The sequence below is a fragment of the Bacillus sp. FSL P4-0334 genome (assembly GCF_038004825.1).
In the GTDB taxonomy this organism is placed as follows: Bacteria; Bacillota; Bacilli; order Bacillales; family Bacillaceae; genus Bacillus; species Bacillus velezensis.
Map to the genome: position 1 here is coordinate 1,003,075 of NZ_JBBORX010000001.1, position 15,329 is coordinate 1,018,403.

Genomic DNA, 15,329 nt, shown 5'->3' on the forward strand with positions numbered 1-15,329 from the left:
CAGATGCCCCCTTACAATTTTTCCATTAGCGCATTGATCCAGCCGGAGAATTCTGACCAGTGTTTAATAACCCACGTCACCGCACTGCCAATACAGCAAACAAAGATAATGCCGCCCATTTTTAATTTCATCAGATTCTTTGCGGCTATGAACATGACCACGATCGTAATGAATTGGATAACAACATCAGATGCCCATCCTTTTACCCCTCCAAGCGTTGGAAGGTCTGCGCCAAGAATAAAGAAATTCATAAATTCCATATTGATTTTTACCTCCTATTGATGAGTAAGTTTTTTCACGTAATATTGACCACTGTTCTCCGTAATCTCTAAACTGAATTTTTCATTTACCGGAATGTCATTTTCTTTTTCCTTAAATTGAACAGCACAAAAAACCTCGAAACCTTTTTTCGTCTCGAAGATTTTCACTGACTGCACTTCCCCAAATAACAAGTTTCCTTCCAACGCTTCCGGCTTTTTCATCATATAAACCATTTCTTCTTTCTTTTCAGAAGCGTATTTCTCAAAGAAATTTTGAAGAAATGATTCGATAGATTCTTTTTTCTCGCCTGCATATTCGTCTCTAGTTTCTTCATTACTCTTAGAAGCAATATCGCCTTTTAGATCATAAATCTGTGTAAAGTAAGGAACAGCAGACACCGCAAAGGAATCACCTTTATTTGTGACTGGAATATTCAGCAACATTTGTTTTTCTGATTTTTCGTTTGTTTTAACCTTTTCTTTCACCTTCTTTTTCTTCTTTCCATCTTTGACTTCTTTTTCAACTTCCTTTTCTACAGGGTATAGATTTTCATATGTGACCTTATATTGAAAAAGGCTGTTTTTATCACCTTCTTTCACGTTATATAAGCTGTAATCTTTTAACTCTCGATCACCTTTTAAACCATCCACATTGAAGCGTTCTTCATGTTCAAAATGGTTATCTTCCTGTTTCACCATGTAGCTTTCAAGGCTCTGCATTCGTTTTTCAATAGATTCTTGATCGTTCTTCACATTCACATATTCATTGATGAACCCTGATAGAAAGTTTTCAGCAGCAGTCACCGAAATTTTTTGTTTATCGTCATTTGTTGGCTTATTGGCTTCATCTTTCATATCATTAAGCTGAGAGCGAGTATTAATTGACAGAAGCACAGCGAGCAAGCAGATAAATAGCAAGCCACCGACACAAGACCACAATGTGACGGCTATCAGTTTCGACCTGTCACGAGGGACTTTCTGTTTGTCTTTTTCCGGTCTTTCAATTCGTTTCAGTTTTTGAAAGGCAGACCGAAAAAAGGACTCTTCTTTTTTATCCGAGCCAATTTCTTTATGGAGCAATTCGATTCACTCTCCTTTCATAGATTTCTAAGCACTTTCCTCCTGGTTAACTTTCATGTTTCTTGTCATTTTCAAAATGGCTCTCGCCATTTTTTCATAGTTCGGTTCGTTTAACTCCGTCACGATTACTTCCACTGGCTTACCTTTAATTTCAACAACCTCAACACTCTGTTTCATGAAAGACCTCGCTTTCTTCAAACCTGTTTTGTTTTTTCAAGGAATAATAAAAAGGATGCTACATGTTGTAACATCCTTACTTGTTCATCACATTGAACTGATGATTATAGATTATTTAATTTGCTTTAAATGAAGGTTTTTTCCCAATAAATCTTAATATGCTACTTAGAATAACAATAGATGAAAATACTAATAGAGGTGTACTTACCTGTTGATCAGTTAATAACTTAATACCAATAACTAAAATTAGCGTTACAATACAAGCTATATTTACCCATTTCCACCAAGACATTCACAAAACTCCCTCTAACTTGATTATATATTTCCATCATAAGTATAACACACCCCTTTTTACCACTCCCTTTTCATGAAATCTGCTTTGTTTTTTCTAGAAATAATAAAAAGGATGCTACACGATGTAACACCCTTTTGATGCTTTGATTCTCCATATAAACTTTTAAGCTAGTCATTCGACCGTCCGGCAAATATCTTGTCTTATAGAATGTGTAACGATACTCAGCAAACCCTTTTATTCGTTCGCCTTCGACAACCAACATACAATCTCTGCTTAAACTTCTCACAAAAACTAAAGAGGGGATACCCACATTAAAACCCAAGCTTTTGAATCGTTTGTCTACAGCAGACACCGCACATTTTCACCCCTTATTGGTAGTAGCTAATTCCTTCAAACTCTACAATTCTTTCATCTGTCTCGACGTCTTCATCCTCCAGTATGTTGAAGGTAGCTTGAAGTTTGGCATTCACATTATCTATAACCGCAAGGGTTTGGACTATGACTCTTTGAGCAACATCACTGTAAAAGACGTCTTCCATCATCTTTTCAATGAGTTCCTCAGCAATATCCAAACAGCCAAGAGACTCCAAATCACTCTCTAGTCGGGCCTGATTCAACAGATTAATATTAAACATCTTATCCCCCTTTTAGGAATGCACTATCCTACAAAGTAATGTATAATTCTTCCTAATCATGTGGTGGAAATAACTTAAAGATAGGAGTGGTTATATGCCTAATTTCTCTTTAGTTTTAAAACAGCATTCGCCTTCATTTATTGAATCAAACGATGATTATTTAGCCAAAAGAGATGTAAAAACAACCCCCGCAGAGATTTCCCTAACAAATAGGGAGGTCAAATCCTTAGCACAACTAATAGATATAAAAAATACTGAGTTAGACAATAATCTGAACTCAGTTGTTGAAATTAACAGTAATATGAAACTAACATTAAACGAACTGTTTTATTCTCTTGATTCCCCCAGCGAGATTGAGTTTGAACTACGTGTCTATTATGGGAAAGCGCAATTTATTAATGAAAATGGACACGATGTTATAAAGTTCACAACAGAACAACATCATAAAAATCATCTAAATGAAATTGTGAACGACACACCTTCAATTAAAGTTTTCTCTTCTAATCTCAATAAATTTAAACACCTCAAAGAATTAGTGAATTATCTAAATACCGATAAAACTTTTACTTGTTATTATTTTGGATTTCCAAAACTAGACCGGTTTATAAGATTCATACCTTACTTTTATAACAATCTGTTTATCGAATATTAAAAAGTTCTCTACAATCATCAACGAGTTTCTCGATATAAGGTTTATCCAATATTTTAAGCTGATAATTGGTTAACTCCATAATTGCAAATGGCTTTTCAATATTTTCGGGAAACTCTTTTTTTAAGAAATTGTTAACGTCCTCTAAAGAACTGGCATTCAGAATAAAAACATGTTCATCAAGCACAATTAGAAAAACCCTCATTGGGTCATCATATTTTCCTCCAGTAGAAGTAGCAAAATCAATAGCTCCAATTGCCATTCAAAAACCTCTCCTTTCTTGGGCTTTGCCCAAACCCACCAACGTATGCACGTTGGATTGCTGTTAATCTATCCCCCTATTCCCCCGAATCATCGGGGGACTCCCTCGCCGGTAGGCAGGAACAAACGGTTGTTTGTTCAATGCCAAGAGGGTTTGGCTGGCGCTGAATATGTCAACTCCTTATCCTCACTTCGTTCCGGTACCGTTGACACATACGTTTAATCGCATCACTTATGTTTATAAAGGTTTAGCAGCTTGTTTTTAAACAACCATGTCAGCAACATCAGCCATAAACACATCTAGCATTTTTTTATGTTTGTCTGCTAATTCAGCTTCTACGATCATATCTGAAAGATCAGTTTTCCCTAAATGCTTATCAGCTTCAAGCACCATTTTCATAGTAGGGGCACAAGAGTTACGAAGCCAGTTTCTTGATTTTTGGTAAAAGTCTTCTTGCGGCTTCATGAAAAGTCTCAATTTGCCTACATCCCCTATAAAAGCTTGCCAGAAATCACTTGTTTCCCAATATCGACGTTCTCTTTCGTTCGGGTCAACGAATTTCACATAGTTGTTAATAATCTGTAATGCGATATATGTCAAATCTTGTCGTTTGATCAGTTCTTTAATGGCTACTTGTGCCCGTTCGTTTTTTAAACGAATTTCATAGCGATTCCAGTCACCTAAATCCTCTAACGGGATATTGTATTTTTCAGCCTGTTCATGATTTTTTTCATAGAAACATAGATAAGCTTCTGATTTTTTTGAGCCAAAGTATATTGTCGTTCCACCCATTTGACCATCCGAGAGATCAAAAGAACCGTTATAATCTGATTTTCTAAATCGTGAAATACATTCGCCCTTTTGGGCTTTCTTTAGCAATTCAGGGATTGAGAAGTATGTCTTTTTATCGTCAATCGCTAAATCAAAGCGAGTGAATGAACCGTCATTTTGAATACAATCCCGAAAGAAGTCAAACCATGTTTTCTTCCTGCACTTTAAGAATGATTCAAACTGTCTACAACCTTGACCAGACAACTCAATCAAAACACCTCTGTTATCATCTGGCGCAGAGTAAAAGACTTTGATATAGTCCAGTTCGTACGTACCAACGTATCCATAAAAGCCGTTGGGCTTTTCAGTCATAAAATCTTTACTCAGATGGAGAATATTCTCAATAATGTGGTCAACATCGTGAGTTTTAAAAGTGACTCGAATGTAGTCAACCATTGATACTAAAGGATTTTCAACGTTCTCTTTTTCTTCTTCTAACATTACTACCCCCCTGTTAGCGTGGGGGGGTTGTTTTAGCTCATCCATTCGCTTCGCTCACTCCTTCGCCGCTGGCCGTCTGGTCGCTTACGCTGCCGCTGGCGACTGCCGTCGCCTGCGCTCCCTCGACTCCAACCAGCGCATTTTTAATAGATGACATAAAATCATATCCTTTCGGCACAATTGGACTGTAAAACTCTAATATTGAACCTGTGCCGACATAGGCATATCCTCGACCTTTCACGTCTTTTTCCATAAATGTTTTATCAACGTCACCGAACATCATCCCATAACCAGTATCAGACATATTGCCAAGAGCAACACGAAAACTAAATTGATCTCGTATCCCATCAGCTAGATATTTTGCATCTGGTCGCTGTGCCCCTAAAACAAGAAAATAACCAGCTTGACGACCCAACAGAACCAATTGTTTCATATAGGATAAGGCTTTATTCCTTTCTGACATGTCTAGTAAATCCATAAATGCCACGTATTCATCAAAGAAAATAAAAACAGGTTTTAGCCCTAAATAGGCATAGTTTTCACCCGTCTTGTAATTGGGCATTTTCTTCATTTCATCCATTCGCTCCATCATTCCATCAACTGACTTTCTTAAACACATAAGAATGCCAGTTTTCTGCGAATAGACTCTTTTCGGGATCACCTCTTCCAAGTCGGCTAAATCAGCATTTTTTGGGTCTAAGATTTTCACATCTGCTCCAAGTCCCACACACGCTTTTATGATGGTCAACATGAAATAGGTTTTCCCTCCCCCTGTGCTACCGGATATGAGCATGTGCGGCAACTTATCAAATTGCCATGAAATATGCTTCATTAACGGAAGGACCCCATTCTCAGCTTTTGCATCATCAATGGAAATACGATTCTTTTTGACATCGTAAAGAAGCTTAAAGCACACAAAGCCTTCTTCCATTTGCTTATCAACCAAGTCACAAAATAAGCCGTTTTCCAAATCTTTTCCTAAGTCTAGGAAGCGATTCTGAAAACGGCTCATATCCATAGCAATACGGATATAAATGTGATTGTTTTTAACTCGGTAATACACCTTAGGAAAGTAAGTGATTTTTTCCTTTGTCCCTGTATCATTTGAGAATAGCTTTTTAACCTTTACATGATCTTTTTCATAAAACTTGTTAGAGAAAACCATTCTTGTAAGCATCTGCCTGTGCTTTAACCTTTTAAAAAATCCATTAAAAGTTAAATAGGCAACATACACACTTCCAATACCAATTGACAACGAGCAAACCAAACTTTTAACGATCAAAGGTACATTCCATTCAAAGTGATCAATCACTTGAAATACATCAAAGTGAAGAAGATGACCTTTCCAAAAGAGGAACATAGATAACAAAAAAACAGGCACAAAGATAATTGCACCTGCTAATTTTACGTTGTTTCTCATGTACGGGCGGATTCGTTTACCCCTGTATTTCCAAAATCTTCTGTTTAAAAAATCAATCATTTATATCACCCACCTGCCGATATGAGAGCATCATGTTATTTCTTTTCATTCCCACCAGTTACCGCGGCAGGTTTAGAGGATACAGCAGACCCTGCGCCTTTTAATACCAGGTCTTCTGCTTCAACAGTCCAGTTAACATTAGCAAAATTCCCATTTGCTCTAGCAGAAGCCATGATTTTCGGATTTTTCAATTCAACATCCTTAAAGAAATCAAATTCCTTTAAATCAACATAAGCAGGAATTGTCACTTCAATCTGCCCGCCTTGTACACTAGACCCTAGATTATATATCCTTGATTCCAATGTATCTGTTCTTTTACCATCCACATAGGCATAACGCTCACGGTTTAAACCTAAAAATTTCAGTTCACCAAAAGTCATATTGATATCCGGTACAATAAAGTTTAAGTTCATTTTTCATATCCCCATTTCATTTTTTATTATTTATTTTCAAAAGATCGTTAAATTTCGTATTTTATATTTTGGATTCGCTCCGGTTCTGTATCCATCTTGGCGCTTATCAGTTGCTAACGGCGTTATGCCCTCATGGCAACCTAGTAGGCTAATTATAGCCATCAAGCTGACTACAGCTATTCCGCACGCTTATTCTAGCCTGCTACAGCATTTAAAGTGATTGCTGTTCATCACTCAAATACTCACGCATGACTTTTCAACAAGAATGCCGTATAATAAAAGTGTCTAGTTTTTATTTGCCGGCGTTCTTGATGATTATTCGTCAAGGCGCTTTCTTTGTTTATATGTAGTTTTCAAAGAACAAACACCCCTAGCGACATAAGTTATACAATTCATCGTTATATAAAGTAAACACTTGGTTATCCTTCTTACTCAATGGACGAGATGACCAGATACACCACCAATTCCAACCTTTTAACTGCTTGGATACTTGTTCATTAGCCCTTAAATGATTATCTTCATCGACAACAAAAGTTTCACAAATCACATAATCTTTAAAATGTTTCAAATCTTTATCGGACTTTAAAGCTTCAACATCAGTGATGATTGTTGCATTTACCCTTATTTTCATTGCATCCCCCCTTTCAAAGGATTCTTAACAGCTCCCTATAGTGGTATATAACGTCACACTATGGATGATTGCCGCAGCTTTTCAATGCCTTGTCTTCTAATACCGTAATGCTTACATATCCTGCGATATGAAACGCCTTTTCGCAGTAATTCATTAACATTTTCAATTGTTAAGGGAAGGTTTAAATAATGATTTATGATGACTGAATTCTGAGCAATTTTCATTCGTATTATCCAATCACCTTCCATTTGTCTGGCCAACGGAACAGCTTCTTTCATAAACAAATGAGTTTGGTTTAAACTAATGACGTTCACCCCGTTGTTTTATAAATATATTTCTCTTCAAATCTGGCACGGCTGACTTTTCCTTTAACAACTTTGTATCCCTCTTGTTTGAGTTCCTCATTTAGCTCCCTAATGATTTGATATGCTTTTGCCTGCCGTACCCCCAAAATGTTTTGAATGTTTTCAGCAGTTAAAAATTCTTTCAAACAACTCCCTCCTTTTCTGCCTTTTTCGTCTTTTCGTTTATAAGTTAATTATAATTAAACTATACGTTTAAGTCAATGCAAAATTAAACTTTAAGCATAAAAACAATAGGTTTTTTTATTTCAGTGCAAAAATTCATGTTACATATAATGAATGTAAAACCATTATATTTATGCATTTAGTTTAAGTCAACAACCAAATTAAACTTATCGAAAAGATAATCGGTAAGTCCTAGCTTGGTTACATTGATGGTGATAATATAAAAATAAACTTTCTGTAGATTGGACGAATTTATATGAGCTTAGGAAAACGATTAAAAGAAGCGAGAAAAAAACGTGGACTTTCTCAAATTGAAGTTGCTCAAAAACTTAACATTTCTAACCAAGTCATTTCTAATTATGAAAGAAATTTTCGTGATCCAGACACAAAAACATTAAAGCAATTAAGCGACTTGTATAATGTTTCAACTGATTATTTAGTAGGTAAAGCCCCAATTGAAAGCAACAATAAAGCTTCAAAATTAACCCAAACATTTAATGAAGTAATTGAGGAACTAAAAGATGAGGATACACTACTCTTTAAAAATGACGGTGAGTTCGACGAAGAAACAGCTCTCCTAATTAAGAAGGCATTAAAAAATGGAATAAAGCTTGTAGATGAATTAAAGAGGAAAGAGTGATACCAATTTATACGAGCAAAAACATAAAACACAAAGTACAGTTAATCTTGTTGAGTTACGGAACTAATGATGTTTATGAAATTTGCGAACAACTAAATATAATCATAACCAAGAACAACTTAGGAAAAGCCGAAGGTTTACTTCAACATCTTAAAGAAGAAAATCGTTATATAATCCATACAAACGAAAAACTAACGCACCAAACAATCCAAAAATTCATTGTTGCCCACGAACTAGGACATTATTTCCTCCACAAAAATTTAAATGCTTTTAAAGTGGCTAATTGCTCCGCTGTCTTAAAAGATAAGTTAGAACACCAAGCAAATATATTCGCTTCTGAATTGTTACTTCCAGACAAATTATTAAAAGAACATTTATTCGAAATACAAAACTTAACAATCCATCAACTAGCATCTTTCTTCAATCTACCTACACATGTCATACAGCACAAACACTCACAATTGAAACTTTTGTCAAGAAACCGAATGGAAACAGGAATTAATCATGTATGCGAAATCTCTATATAAAGAAAAAAAGCCCACTCACGAAAAACGAGTGGGTTTACTTTAGCTTCCAAGCCGATCTGATGCAATACTAATTACGTTTTCAGATTTAGCTTGATGACCAAAAGTATCTGAATTAAAGGATAAGCCCAGTACTGTCATCCCCATTAAAATCGTCATTGATAAGGCAATCATTTTTTTCTTCATGAATAATCTCCCCTTTTCGAATTTCGTTTCTGGCTGCTATTACCTTACGATAATATTCGTTAGAGAGCGAAGAATTTCCTTTTTCATAATAAAACTCTGCAACTTCATGAGCATATTCTTCGATATCAGCAAATAATTTCTTCGATTGAAAGTAATCTAAGGCCTCATTAATTAAAGAAACATCCTCATCTGAAAAATATAGTCCCTTTAGCAATTTGAATTTGGCTTGGTATTCATAATCATTGTTACGCATAGCAATGGCACTTCCTTGTTCAAAATAAAGAAGCGCTTTATTCATTACTCCTTTTTGTGCTAATACATGAGACAAATTAAATAAAGTTTTAGACATGAAAATATGCTTTTCCTCTTGAAAAACTTGCAATGCCTTCATGAGATTTTGAATCGACAAATCATATTGACCAACACTCCTATAAACAATACCTAAATTCATATGAAATGTTGCAATGAGATATTTTTTCCCGATTTTAAAAGCATCCTGTAATCCTTTTTTCAATTCCTTAATTGCACTATTGTAATTTAAAGTATCAATTAAATTCCCAGCTACAATAAACCTGCAATGAAGTATTCTTTCATCATGAATGTCAAATTTCTGGTATATCTTTATAGCTCTCTTTGCATAACTCAGCGAAAAATAAGTTTGTTTCATATAATAATATACTTCTGATACTTTAAAATAAAATTCTCCACGTTCAATTTCATCTTCAATCTCTGATAATTTGGTTTCAGCCAAACTATAGGCGTTTATTGCAGAAACAAGTTCTTTTCTTCTAAATTCGTACATCCCCATGAAAAAGAAGAAATAATACTCAAGCATTTTTGATAAACTGCCTTCTTTTTCCTTCAAAATTTCATAGGTATTCTTAACTTCTTCAACGTCTTTCGATCTCAAATAAATTAGCATCAGTTCATGTCTAAAATCTAAAAGTTGATAATATAGGAGGACATCTTGCTTCAGTTCAACTTCTTCTAAAAGGGATTCAATTTCTAACTTCTTCTTTTGGGCTTCTTCAATCATATTTTTCTTTATAATTGTATACCATGAATTTAACTTAGATATTAAAATTTCATACGGAATCCTTTCTTTTTTTATAGATGTATGATCCAAGAAAATCTCACCCCACAGATTTACAAAATTATTAGAATATTTACATTAATTGTATTATGTCAGATCAAAAAACCATTTACAATTCCTAATGTGAAAAGGTACATTTTAGCTACTCCTTAGCTATATGATTGCGTTTTTTTTGCGGTAATAGCGATACTTTTGTGACTTGACAGCATTTTTTCATTTCTTTTATCAATAAACAGTCAGTTCTTGTATTTGTTTATCGTTACTATGGTAACCTGCCAAGATAATAAGAAATTAAAAGACCAATTTATTGATACAAATGTAGTGAACTGATAAAGTTTGAATTAAATGGATTAATTTAATAATGGAGGTTTAATGTTTATGAGTAAAACAATAAGGTTAATAGCCCCTGATTGGCAAGGTGGAAATAAGCGAGAGTATTATTTTGGTGCAGAATTACTGTCATGGTTAGCTCCTAAAAATGCCAACCAAAAAGAGATAAAATTAAATATTGATGAACCGAAAAATGAAGAATTAGAAAAAGAAAATGGTGTGGTTGCTCAATCTACTGTTAAACGAAATGTGAGTATGGCAGCAGAAGTTCTGAAAAAAGAATTGCCAGATAAAATCATTACTTTTGGTGGGACTTGCTTAGTGTCTCAAGCACCTTTCGATTATCTTCATGGTAAATATGGAAAAGAACTAGGAATCATCTGGATAGATTCCCATCCTGATGTTTCAACCCCAAAAGAATTTCATCACGAACATGCTATGGTTTTAGGGAATTTATTAGGAGCAGGAGATCCAGAGTTATCTAAAAGCGTTGAATATCCTTTTGATTCAGATCAATTTTTATATGTTGGATTGCAAAAGCCTCTTGATTTAGAAGTAAAATCATTAGAGGAATTAAATCTAAATTATACAGTTCAAGACAAAAGCAATTTAAAATCTGAAGATATACAAAAGTGGATTAAAGAGAATGGTTTTACTAAAATAGCTGTTCATTTTGATTTAGACGTATTAGATCCAAATTTTTTTAGATCTTTATATTTCTCTGAGCCTGGTGTAACAGAATTTCCTGCAGAATCCGGAAAGATGACTCTTAAAGAATTATTGAATATATTAAAAGGTGTTTTTAAAGAAAATGATGTTGTCGGATTTACAATAGCAGAGTTTTTACCATGGGATTCTATAAATTTGAAAAATTTATTAGCAGAATTAGAAATTTTTGAACAATAGTTAAAAAATGATCTGTTTTTAAGCAGATCATTTTTTTATTTTTTTAATTTTTAGGTAATGAGTCTTCCGGATAGACATACTTTAGAGGCTTGACAGTAAGTCCAAAACTTAACAACCCTTACTTTAATTAATGTACACAACAACTTAACTCGACACAAAAAAACTATTGAGAGCTGTGTCAGTAGTTTTTATTTGGTATATATACACGATCTAAACAATTGACTCTTAAACAGGCGTTGTAATTTATTTAGTCATTCGGTTTCATTATTAATTACTGCTGTTGCACCTGTATTTTCATCACTATTAGATTGACCATGCCCTGGTCCAAAAAGATTTAATATTACAACCCCCACCAGAATTAAAGCAATTCCTGTGACGCTGGCAACGTTAATTTTTTCTTTCCAAATCAAAATTGAAATAATAGTGGTAGCAACTATCCCTATTCCAGACCAAAGTGCGTATGCGGTATTCAGTGGAATTGTCTTCATTGCAAGTGATAAAAAGAAAAAAGAAGCTATAAAAGAAATAATCAAACCAATAGTAGGAAAAATTTTCGAGAATCCTTCTGATGCCTTGAGCAGCGATGAACCAATAAGCTCCCCTGAAATTGCGAGTACTAAGTATAAATAAGCCATTTTTACTTCTCCCTCCAATATTAATTAATCAACTCATTAAAAACCTTTGTCTTAAATAAACCCTATATAGGTTCACTTTCACTCTTTCTTTATTAATTACAACTTTACAAAAAACAACAAATGTTTATAAGTCTTTATTTTTAAAAAAAGTTGTGCGCACACATATGGCTGTTATTCCTTAGACGAGTAGATAAAATCTAACCTAGATAATCTAATAAGGTATAAACTAAACTCCATTATGGTAAAGTAAAATTAGCAACCAATAGTTAAAAGTGAAAGAAGGTGATCCCATGCCCACTAACAATAAACCCAATAGATTAATCGCTGAGAAGTCTCCATACTTACTTCAACATGCTCATAACCCTGTAAACTGGTTCCCTTGGGGAGAAGAAGCATTTGAAAAAGCGAAACGCGAAAACAAACCTGTTCTCGTATCTATTGGGTATAGCTAGCTCGGGTAGCTACACGCACATGTCATTGGTGCCACGTAATGGCCCACGAGTCCTTTGAGGACGAAGAGATCGCCGGTATGTTAAACGATAAATTCATAGCCATCAAGGTTGATCGTGAGGAGCGGCCTGATGTGGATTCCGTGTATATGAGAATCTGCCAGCTGATGACGGGGCAGGGCGGGTGGCCGCTGAACGTGTTCGTCACCCCAGATCAGAAGCCGTTTTATGCGGGGACATATTTTCCGAAGACGAGCAAATTTAACCGTCCGGGCTTTATCGATGTGCTTGAACATCTGTCCGAAACGTTTGCGAATGATCGGCAGCATGTCGAGGATATCGCCGAAAACGCCGCCGCTCATCTTGAAGTCAAGGTTCACCCGGCCGAGGGCATGCTTGGCGAACAGGCTGTTCATGACACGTATCGCCAGCTGGCCGGCGGGTTTGATACAGTGTACGGCGGATTCGGCCAGGCTCCGAAATTTCCGATGCCGCATATGCTCATGTTTCTGCTTCGCTACTACAGCTATACGGGCAAGGAACAGGCTTTGGCCGGCGTAACCAAGACACTCGACGGCATGGCGAACGGCGGAATTTTTGACCACATTGGGTACGGCTTTGCCCGCTACTCGACTGATAATGAATGGCTCGTGCCGCATTTTGAGAAAATGCTGTATGACAACGCCCTTCTCCTGACCGCATATACAGAAGCCTACCAAGTCACGGGTAATGAGCGCTACAAACAGATTGCGATGCAGATCGTAATGTTTATTCAGCGGGAAATGACGCATGAAGACGGCAGCTTTTTCTCAGCTTTAGACGCTGATACCGAAGGCCGTGAGGGGAAATATTACATATGGTCCAAAAAAGAAATCATGAACCTTCTCGGTGATGAACTCGGCCCGCTTTACTGCAAGGTGTATAACATCACAGATCAAGGCAATTTTGAAGGCGAAAACATCCCGCACCTCATTTTCACGCGGCGTGAGGCCATTCTCGAAGAGACCGGCCTCACCGGACATGAACTGGCTGAACGCCTTGAAGAGGCAAGAACAAAATTGCTGGAGGCCCGTGAAAACAGAAGCTATCCGCATACAGATGACAAAGTGCTGACCTCATGGAACGCGCTCATGATTGCCGGGCTGGCAAAAGCCGCAAAGGTATTTCACGAGCCTGACTTTCTCAGCATGGCGGAAACAGCGATCCGCTTTCTCGAACGGCACCTCATGCCGGACGGGCGCGTCATGGTCCGCTATCGCGAGGGCGAAGTGAAAAACAAAGGGTTTGTCGATGATTACGCTTTTCTCATCTGGGCTTATCTTGAACTGTATGAAGCGGGTTTTAATCCGTCTTATCTGCAGAAAGCGAAAACGTTATGTACAAGCATGCTGGAGCTGTTCTGGGATGAACGGCACGGAGGTTTCTTCTTTACGGGGAATGATGCTGAGACCCTTCTTGTCAGGGAAAAAGAGGTTTATGACGGGGCCGTGCCTTCCGGAAACAGCGCGGCTGCCGTACAGCTGCTTCGTCTCGGCCGCCTGACGGGTGATATATCACTGATTGAAAAAGCCGAAGCGATGTTTTCTGTGTTCAAACGGGAAATAGAGGCCTATCCGAGCAGCAACGCTTTCTTCATGCAAAGCGTACTGGCACATACAATGCCCCAAAACGAAATCGTTGTTTTCGGAAGGAAAGATGACCCGGACAGAAAACGTTTCATTGAGGCGCTTCAGGAGCATTTCACTCCCGCCTATACGATTCTCGCCGCAGAACATCCGGAAGAGCTTGCCGGCATTTCTGACTTTGCCGCGGGTTATCAAATAATCGACGGGAAGACAACGGTCTACATTTGTGAGAATTTCGCCTGCCGGAGGCCGACGACGGATATTGATGAAGCGATGAACACCTTACAAATCAGCAGCAGAGCCTAGGCGGCCTGCTGCTTTTCTTTTTTCACAAAACGGAATGCGAGCCATGCGAAGATGATATTGATCACCAGAGTCGATATGCAATCATATATTTCATAGCCGCCGGCTGCTGTTGTAAATATCGATGGAATGCCGCCGTACACCGAATGATCCTCTGTGAGAAAGATAAATAAAAACATATTATTGGCAGCGTGACCGCCAAGGGACATCTCCAGACTGCCCGTTTTAATCGTGATAAAGGTCCAGATCATGCCAATGGTGACATATCCGATTCCCGCCCAGAGAGCCCCATTATCCATCTCTGGATTCCCGAAATGAAGTGCGCCGAATAATCCGCCGATAATGACTGTCAGAACCACCGCATTTGCCGTCAATTTTCCGGCGAACTGAAGCAGAAAACCGCGAAAGAGAAATTCCTCCGCAGAGGTTTGAATCGGCACCAACAAGACGGCCGCCGCTAACAGGAGCAGAAAACGTGAAGCATGGAATTCCTGAAGCGAGAAACGATCCGGATGAATTGTAAAATCAATCAGCCCCGCGATAAACATCAGCACAACATATGTGCCGAATCCAAAGAAAATTCTCTTCCAGTTCAGCGACTGATTCGGTGTGATGATGGATAAAAACCGCCGTTTCATAATGAAACGAACCGCTATCCAAATGCCCGGAATCGCTATGAAATAGACGATATGCTGTAAATAAATATCCGCCAGCGGGTCACTTAATGCCCCCTCATCCCAATTTATCGTCAGTGAAGGATTGAAAGCGGACGTGAGAAACATATAAAACACGGTCAGTATGCTTCCGAAAAAGAACAAACCCACAATGACCAACAGAGAAAGAATATATCTCGATACACTATTTTTTCCCTCTGCGGGCCGTACAAACGTATTCATATTTATGCATCAACTTCCTTTCCTTCAACATTTTACAATATAAACAAAAACAGATATAGGA

The 15,329-nt window shown here is 37.2% G+C and carries 23 protein-coding genes; 6 read left to right on the forward strand and 17 right to left on the reverse strand.

The window, feature by feature from the left end:
* Positions 1–11: 11 nt before the first annotated feature.
* The 6 genes from conC to NSQ37_RS05100 form a co-directional block, all read right to left on the reverse strand.
* Positions 12–260, reverse strand: coding sequence for a transposon conjugation system subunit ConC (conC, locus tag NSQ37_RS05075; protein ID WP_087961787.1), 249 nt, complete (start codon positions 258–260; stop codon positions 12–14).
* Positions 261–275: 15 nt separating this feature from the next.
* Positions 276–1,340 (reverse strand): conjugal transfer protein, encoded by a 1,065-nt coding sequence (locus tag NSQ37_RS05080; protein ID WP_341123363.1) that lies wholly within the window; start codon positions 1,338–1,340, stop codon positions 276–278.
* 27 nt (positions 1,341–1,367) lie between these two features.
* A complete protein-coding gene (locus tag NSQ37_RS05085) occupies positions 1,368–1,517 on the reverse strand; it encodes a hypothetical protein (protein ID WP_003328171.1) in 150 nt (49 codons plus the stop codon).
* 115 nt (positions 1,518–1,632) lie between these two features.
* Complete coding sequence (locus NSQ37_RS05090) at positions 1,633–1,809, reverse strand: hypothetical protein (protein ID WP_187957401.1); 177 nt, start codon at positions 1,807–1,809, stop codon at positions 1,633–1,635.
* Between the two features lie 73 nt (positions 1,810–1,882).
* Positions 1,883–2,164 carry a hypothetical protein gene (locus tag NSQ37_RS05095; protein WP_106022323.1) on the reverse strand — a complete coding sequence of 94 codons (282 nt, stop codon included), beginning with the start codon at positions 2,162–2,164 and terminating at the stop codon, positions 1,883–1,885.
* 16 nt (positions 2,165–2,180) lie between these two features.
* Positions 2,181–2,447, reverse strand: a complete 267-nt coding sequence (locus NSQ37_RS05100) for a hypothetical protein (protein ID WP_106022322.1) — start codon at positions 2,445–2,447, stop codon at positions 2,181–2,183.
* 94 nt (positions 2,448–2,541) lie between these two features.
* Between NSQ37_RS05100 and NSQ37_RS05105 the strand changes: the two genes are divergently transcribed.
* Positions 2,542–3,099 carry a hypothetical protein gene (locus tag NSQ37_RS05105; protein ID WP_341123368.1) on the forward strand — a complete coding sequence of 186 codons (558 nt, stop codon included), beginning with the start codon at positions 2,542–2,544 and terminating at the stop codon, positions 3,097–3,099.
* On the opposite strand, the gene NSQ37_RS05110 is transcribed toward NSQ37_RS05105, so the two are convergent.
* The 8 genes from NSQ37_RS05110 to NSQ37_RS05145 all read right to left on the reverse strand — a co-directional run bounded on the left by NSQ37_RS05110 (position 3,086) and on the right by NSQ37_RS05145 (position 7,644).
* Positions 3,086–3,358, reverse strand: coding sequence for a hypothetical protein (locus NSQ37_RS05110; protein ID WP_088680222.1), 273 nt, complete (start codon positions 3,356–3,358; stop codon positions 3,086–3,088). The genes NSQ37_RS05105 and NSQ37_RS05110 overlap by 14 nt on opposite strands.
* Positions 3,359–3,619: 261 nt before the next feature.
* Positions 3,620–4,675, reverse strand: coding sequence for a replication initiation factor domain-containing protein (locus tag NSQ37_RS05115; RefSeq protein WP_242304539.1), 1,056 nt, complete (start codon positions 4,673–4,675; stop codon positions 3,620–3,622).
* Positions 4,668–6,110: a helicase HerA domain-containing protein gene (locus NSQ37_RS05120; protein ID WP_341123371.1), complete on the reverse strand. Its 1,443-nt coding sequence runs from the start codon at positions 6,108–6,110 to the stop codon at positions 4,668–4,670. The genes NSQ37_RS05115 and NSQ37_RS05120 overlap by 8 nt, the downstream gene beginning before the upstream one ends.
* A gap of 35 nt (positions 6,111–6,145) precedes the next feature.
* Positions 6,146–6,523 (reverse strand): YdcP family protein, encoded by a 378-nt coding sequence (locus NSQ37_RS05125; RefSeq protein ID WP_106022318.1) that lies wholly within the window; start codon positions 6,521–6,523, stop codon positions 6,146–6,148.
* A 36-nt stretch (positions 6,524–6,559) separates the two neighbouring features.
* On the reverse strand, positions 6,560–6,688 hold the full coding sequence (locus NSQ37_RS05130) for a hypothetical protein (RefSeq protein ID WP_341123373.1): 129 nt from the start codon (positions 6,686–6,688) through the stop codon (positions 6,560–6,562).
* Positions 6,689–6,893: 205 nt separating this feature from the next.
* Positions 6,894–7,154, reverse strand: coding sequence for a hypothetical protein (locus NSQ37_RS05135; protein WP_341123374.1), 261 nt, complete (start codon positions 7,152–7,154; stop codon positions 6,894–6,896).
* 53 nt (positions 7,155–7,207) lie between these two features.
* On the reverse strand, positions 7,208–7,432 hold the full coding sequence (locus NSQ37_RS05140) for a hypothetical protein (protein ID WP_445661284.1): 225 nt from the start codon (positions 7,430–7,432) through the stop codon (positions 7,208–7,210).
* A gap of 32 nt (positions 7,433–7,464) precedes the next feature.
* A complete protein-coding gene (locus NSQ37_RS05145) occupies positions 7,465–7,644 on the reverse strand; it encodes an ICEBs1 excisionase (protein WP_341123376.1) in 180 nt (59 codons plus the stop codon).
* Positions 7,645–7,937: 293 nt separating this feature from the next.
* Here NSQ37_RS05145 and NSQ37_RS05150 point away from each other — a divergent pair, with 293 nt between their 5' ends.
* Positions 7,938–8,321, forward strand: coding sequence for a helix-turn-helix domain-containing protein (locus NSQ37_RS05150; RefSeq protein WP_341123377.1), 384 nt, complete (start codon positions 7,938–7,940; stop codon positions 8,319–8,321).
* Positions 8,318–8,848 (forward strand): ImmA/IrrE family metallo-endopeptidase, encoded by a 531-nt coding sequence (locus NSQ37_RS05155; protein ID WP_341123378.1) that lies wholly within the window; start codon positions 8,318–8,320, stop codon positions 8,846–8,848. Before NSQ37_RS05150 ends, NSQ37_RS05155 begins: the two co-directional genes overlap by 4 nt.
* A gap of 112 nt (positions 8,849–8,960) precedes the next feature.
* Here NSQ37_RS05155 and NSQ37_RS05160 read toward each other — a convergent pair whose 3' ends face one another.
* Positions 8,961–10,157, reverse strand: a complete 1,197-nt coding sequence (locus tag NSQ37_RS05160; RefSeq protein ID WP_341123379.1) for a Rap family tetratricopeptide repeat protein — start codon at positions 10,155–10,157, stop codon at positions 8,961–8,963.
* A 345-nt stretch (positions 10,158–10,502) separates the two neighbouring features.
* Between NSQ37_RS05160 and NSQ37_RS05165 the strand changes: the two genes are divergently transcribed.
* Entirely contained in the window at positions 10,503–11,360 is an 858-nt protein-coding gene (locus NSQ37_RS05165; protein WP_341123381.1) for an arginase family protein, read from the forward strand.
* Between the two features lie 251 nt (positions 11,361–11,611).
* Here the strand turns inward: NSQ37_RS05165 and NSQ37_RS05170 are convergent, their stop codons facing one another.
* Entirely contained in the window at positions 11,612–11,995 is a 384-nt protein-coding gene (locus NSQ37_RS05170; protein ID WP_152187160.1) for a DMT family transporter, read from the reverse strand.
* Positions 11,996–12,285: 290 nt separating this feature from the next.
* Between NSQ37_RS05170 and NSQ37_RS05175 the strand changes: the two genes are divergently transcribed.
* Positions 12,286–12,447: a DUF255 domain-containing protein gene (locus NSQ37_RS05175; protein ID WP_077199439.1), complete on the forward strand. Its 162-nt coding sequence runs from the start codon at positions 12,286–12,288 to the stop codon at positions 12,445–12,447.
* Positions 12,448–12,485: 38 nt separating this feature from the next.
* On the forward strand, positions 12,486–14,375 hold the full coding sequence (locus tag NSQ37_RS05180) for a thioredoxin domain-containing protein (protein WP_341123384.1): 1,890 nt from the start codon (positions 12,486–12,488) through the stop codon (positions 14,373–14,375).
* On the opposite strand, the gene NSQ37_RS05185 is transcribed toward NSQ37_RS05180, so the two are convergent.
* Positions 14,372–15,268, reverse strand: a complete 897-nt coding sequence (locus tag NSQ37_RS05185; protein WP_052828059.1) for a CPBP family intramembrane glutamic endopeptidase — start codon at positions 15,266–15,268, stop codon at positions 14,372–14,374. The two genes, NSQ37_RS05180 and NSQ37_RS05185, sit on opposite strands and share 4 nt — an antisense overlap.
* Between the last annotated feature and the right edge of the window lie 61 nt (positions 15,269–15,329).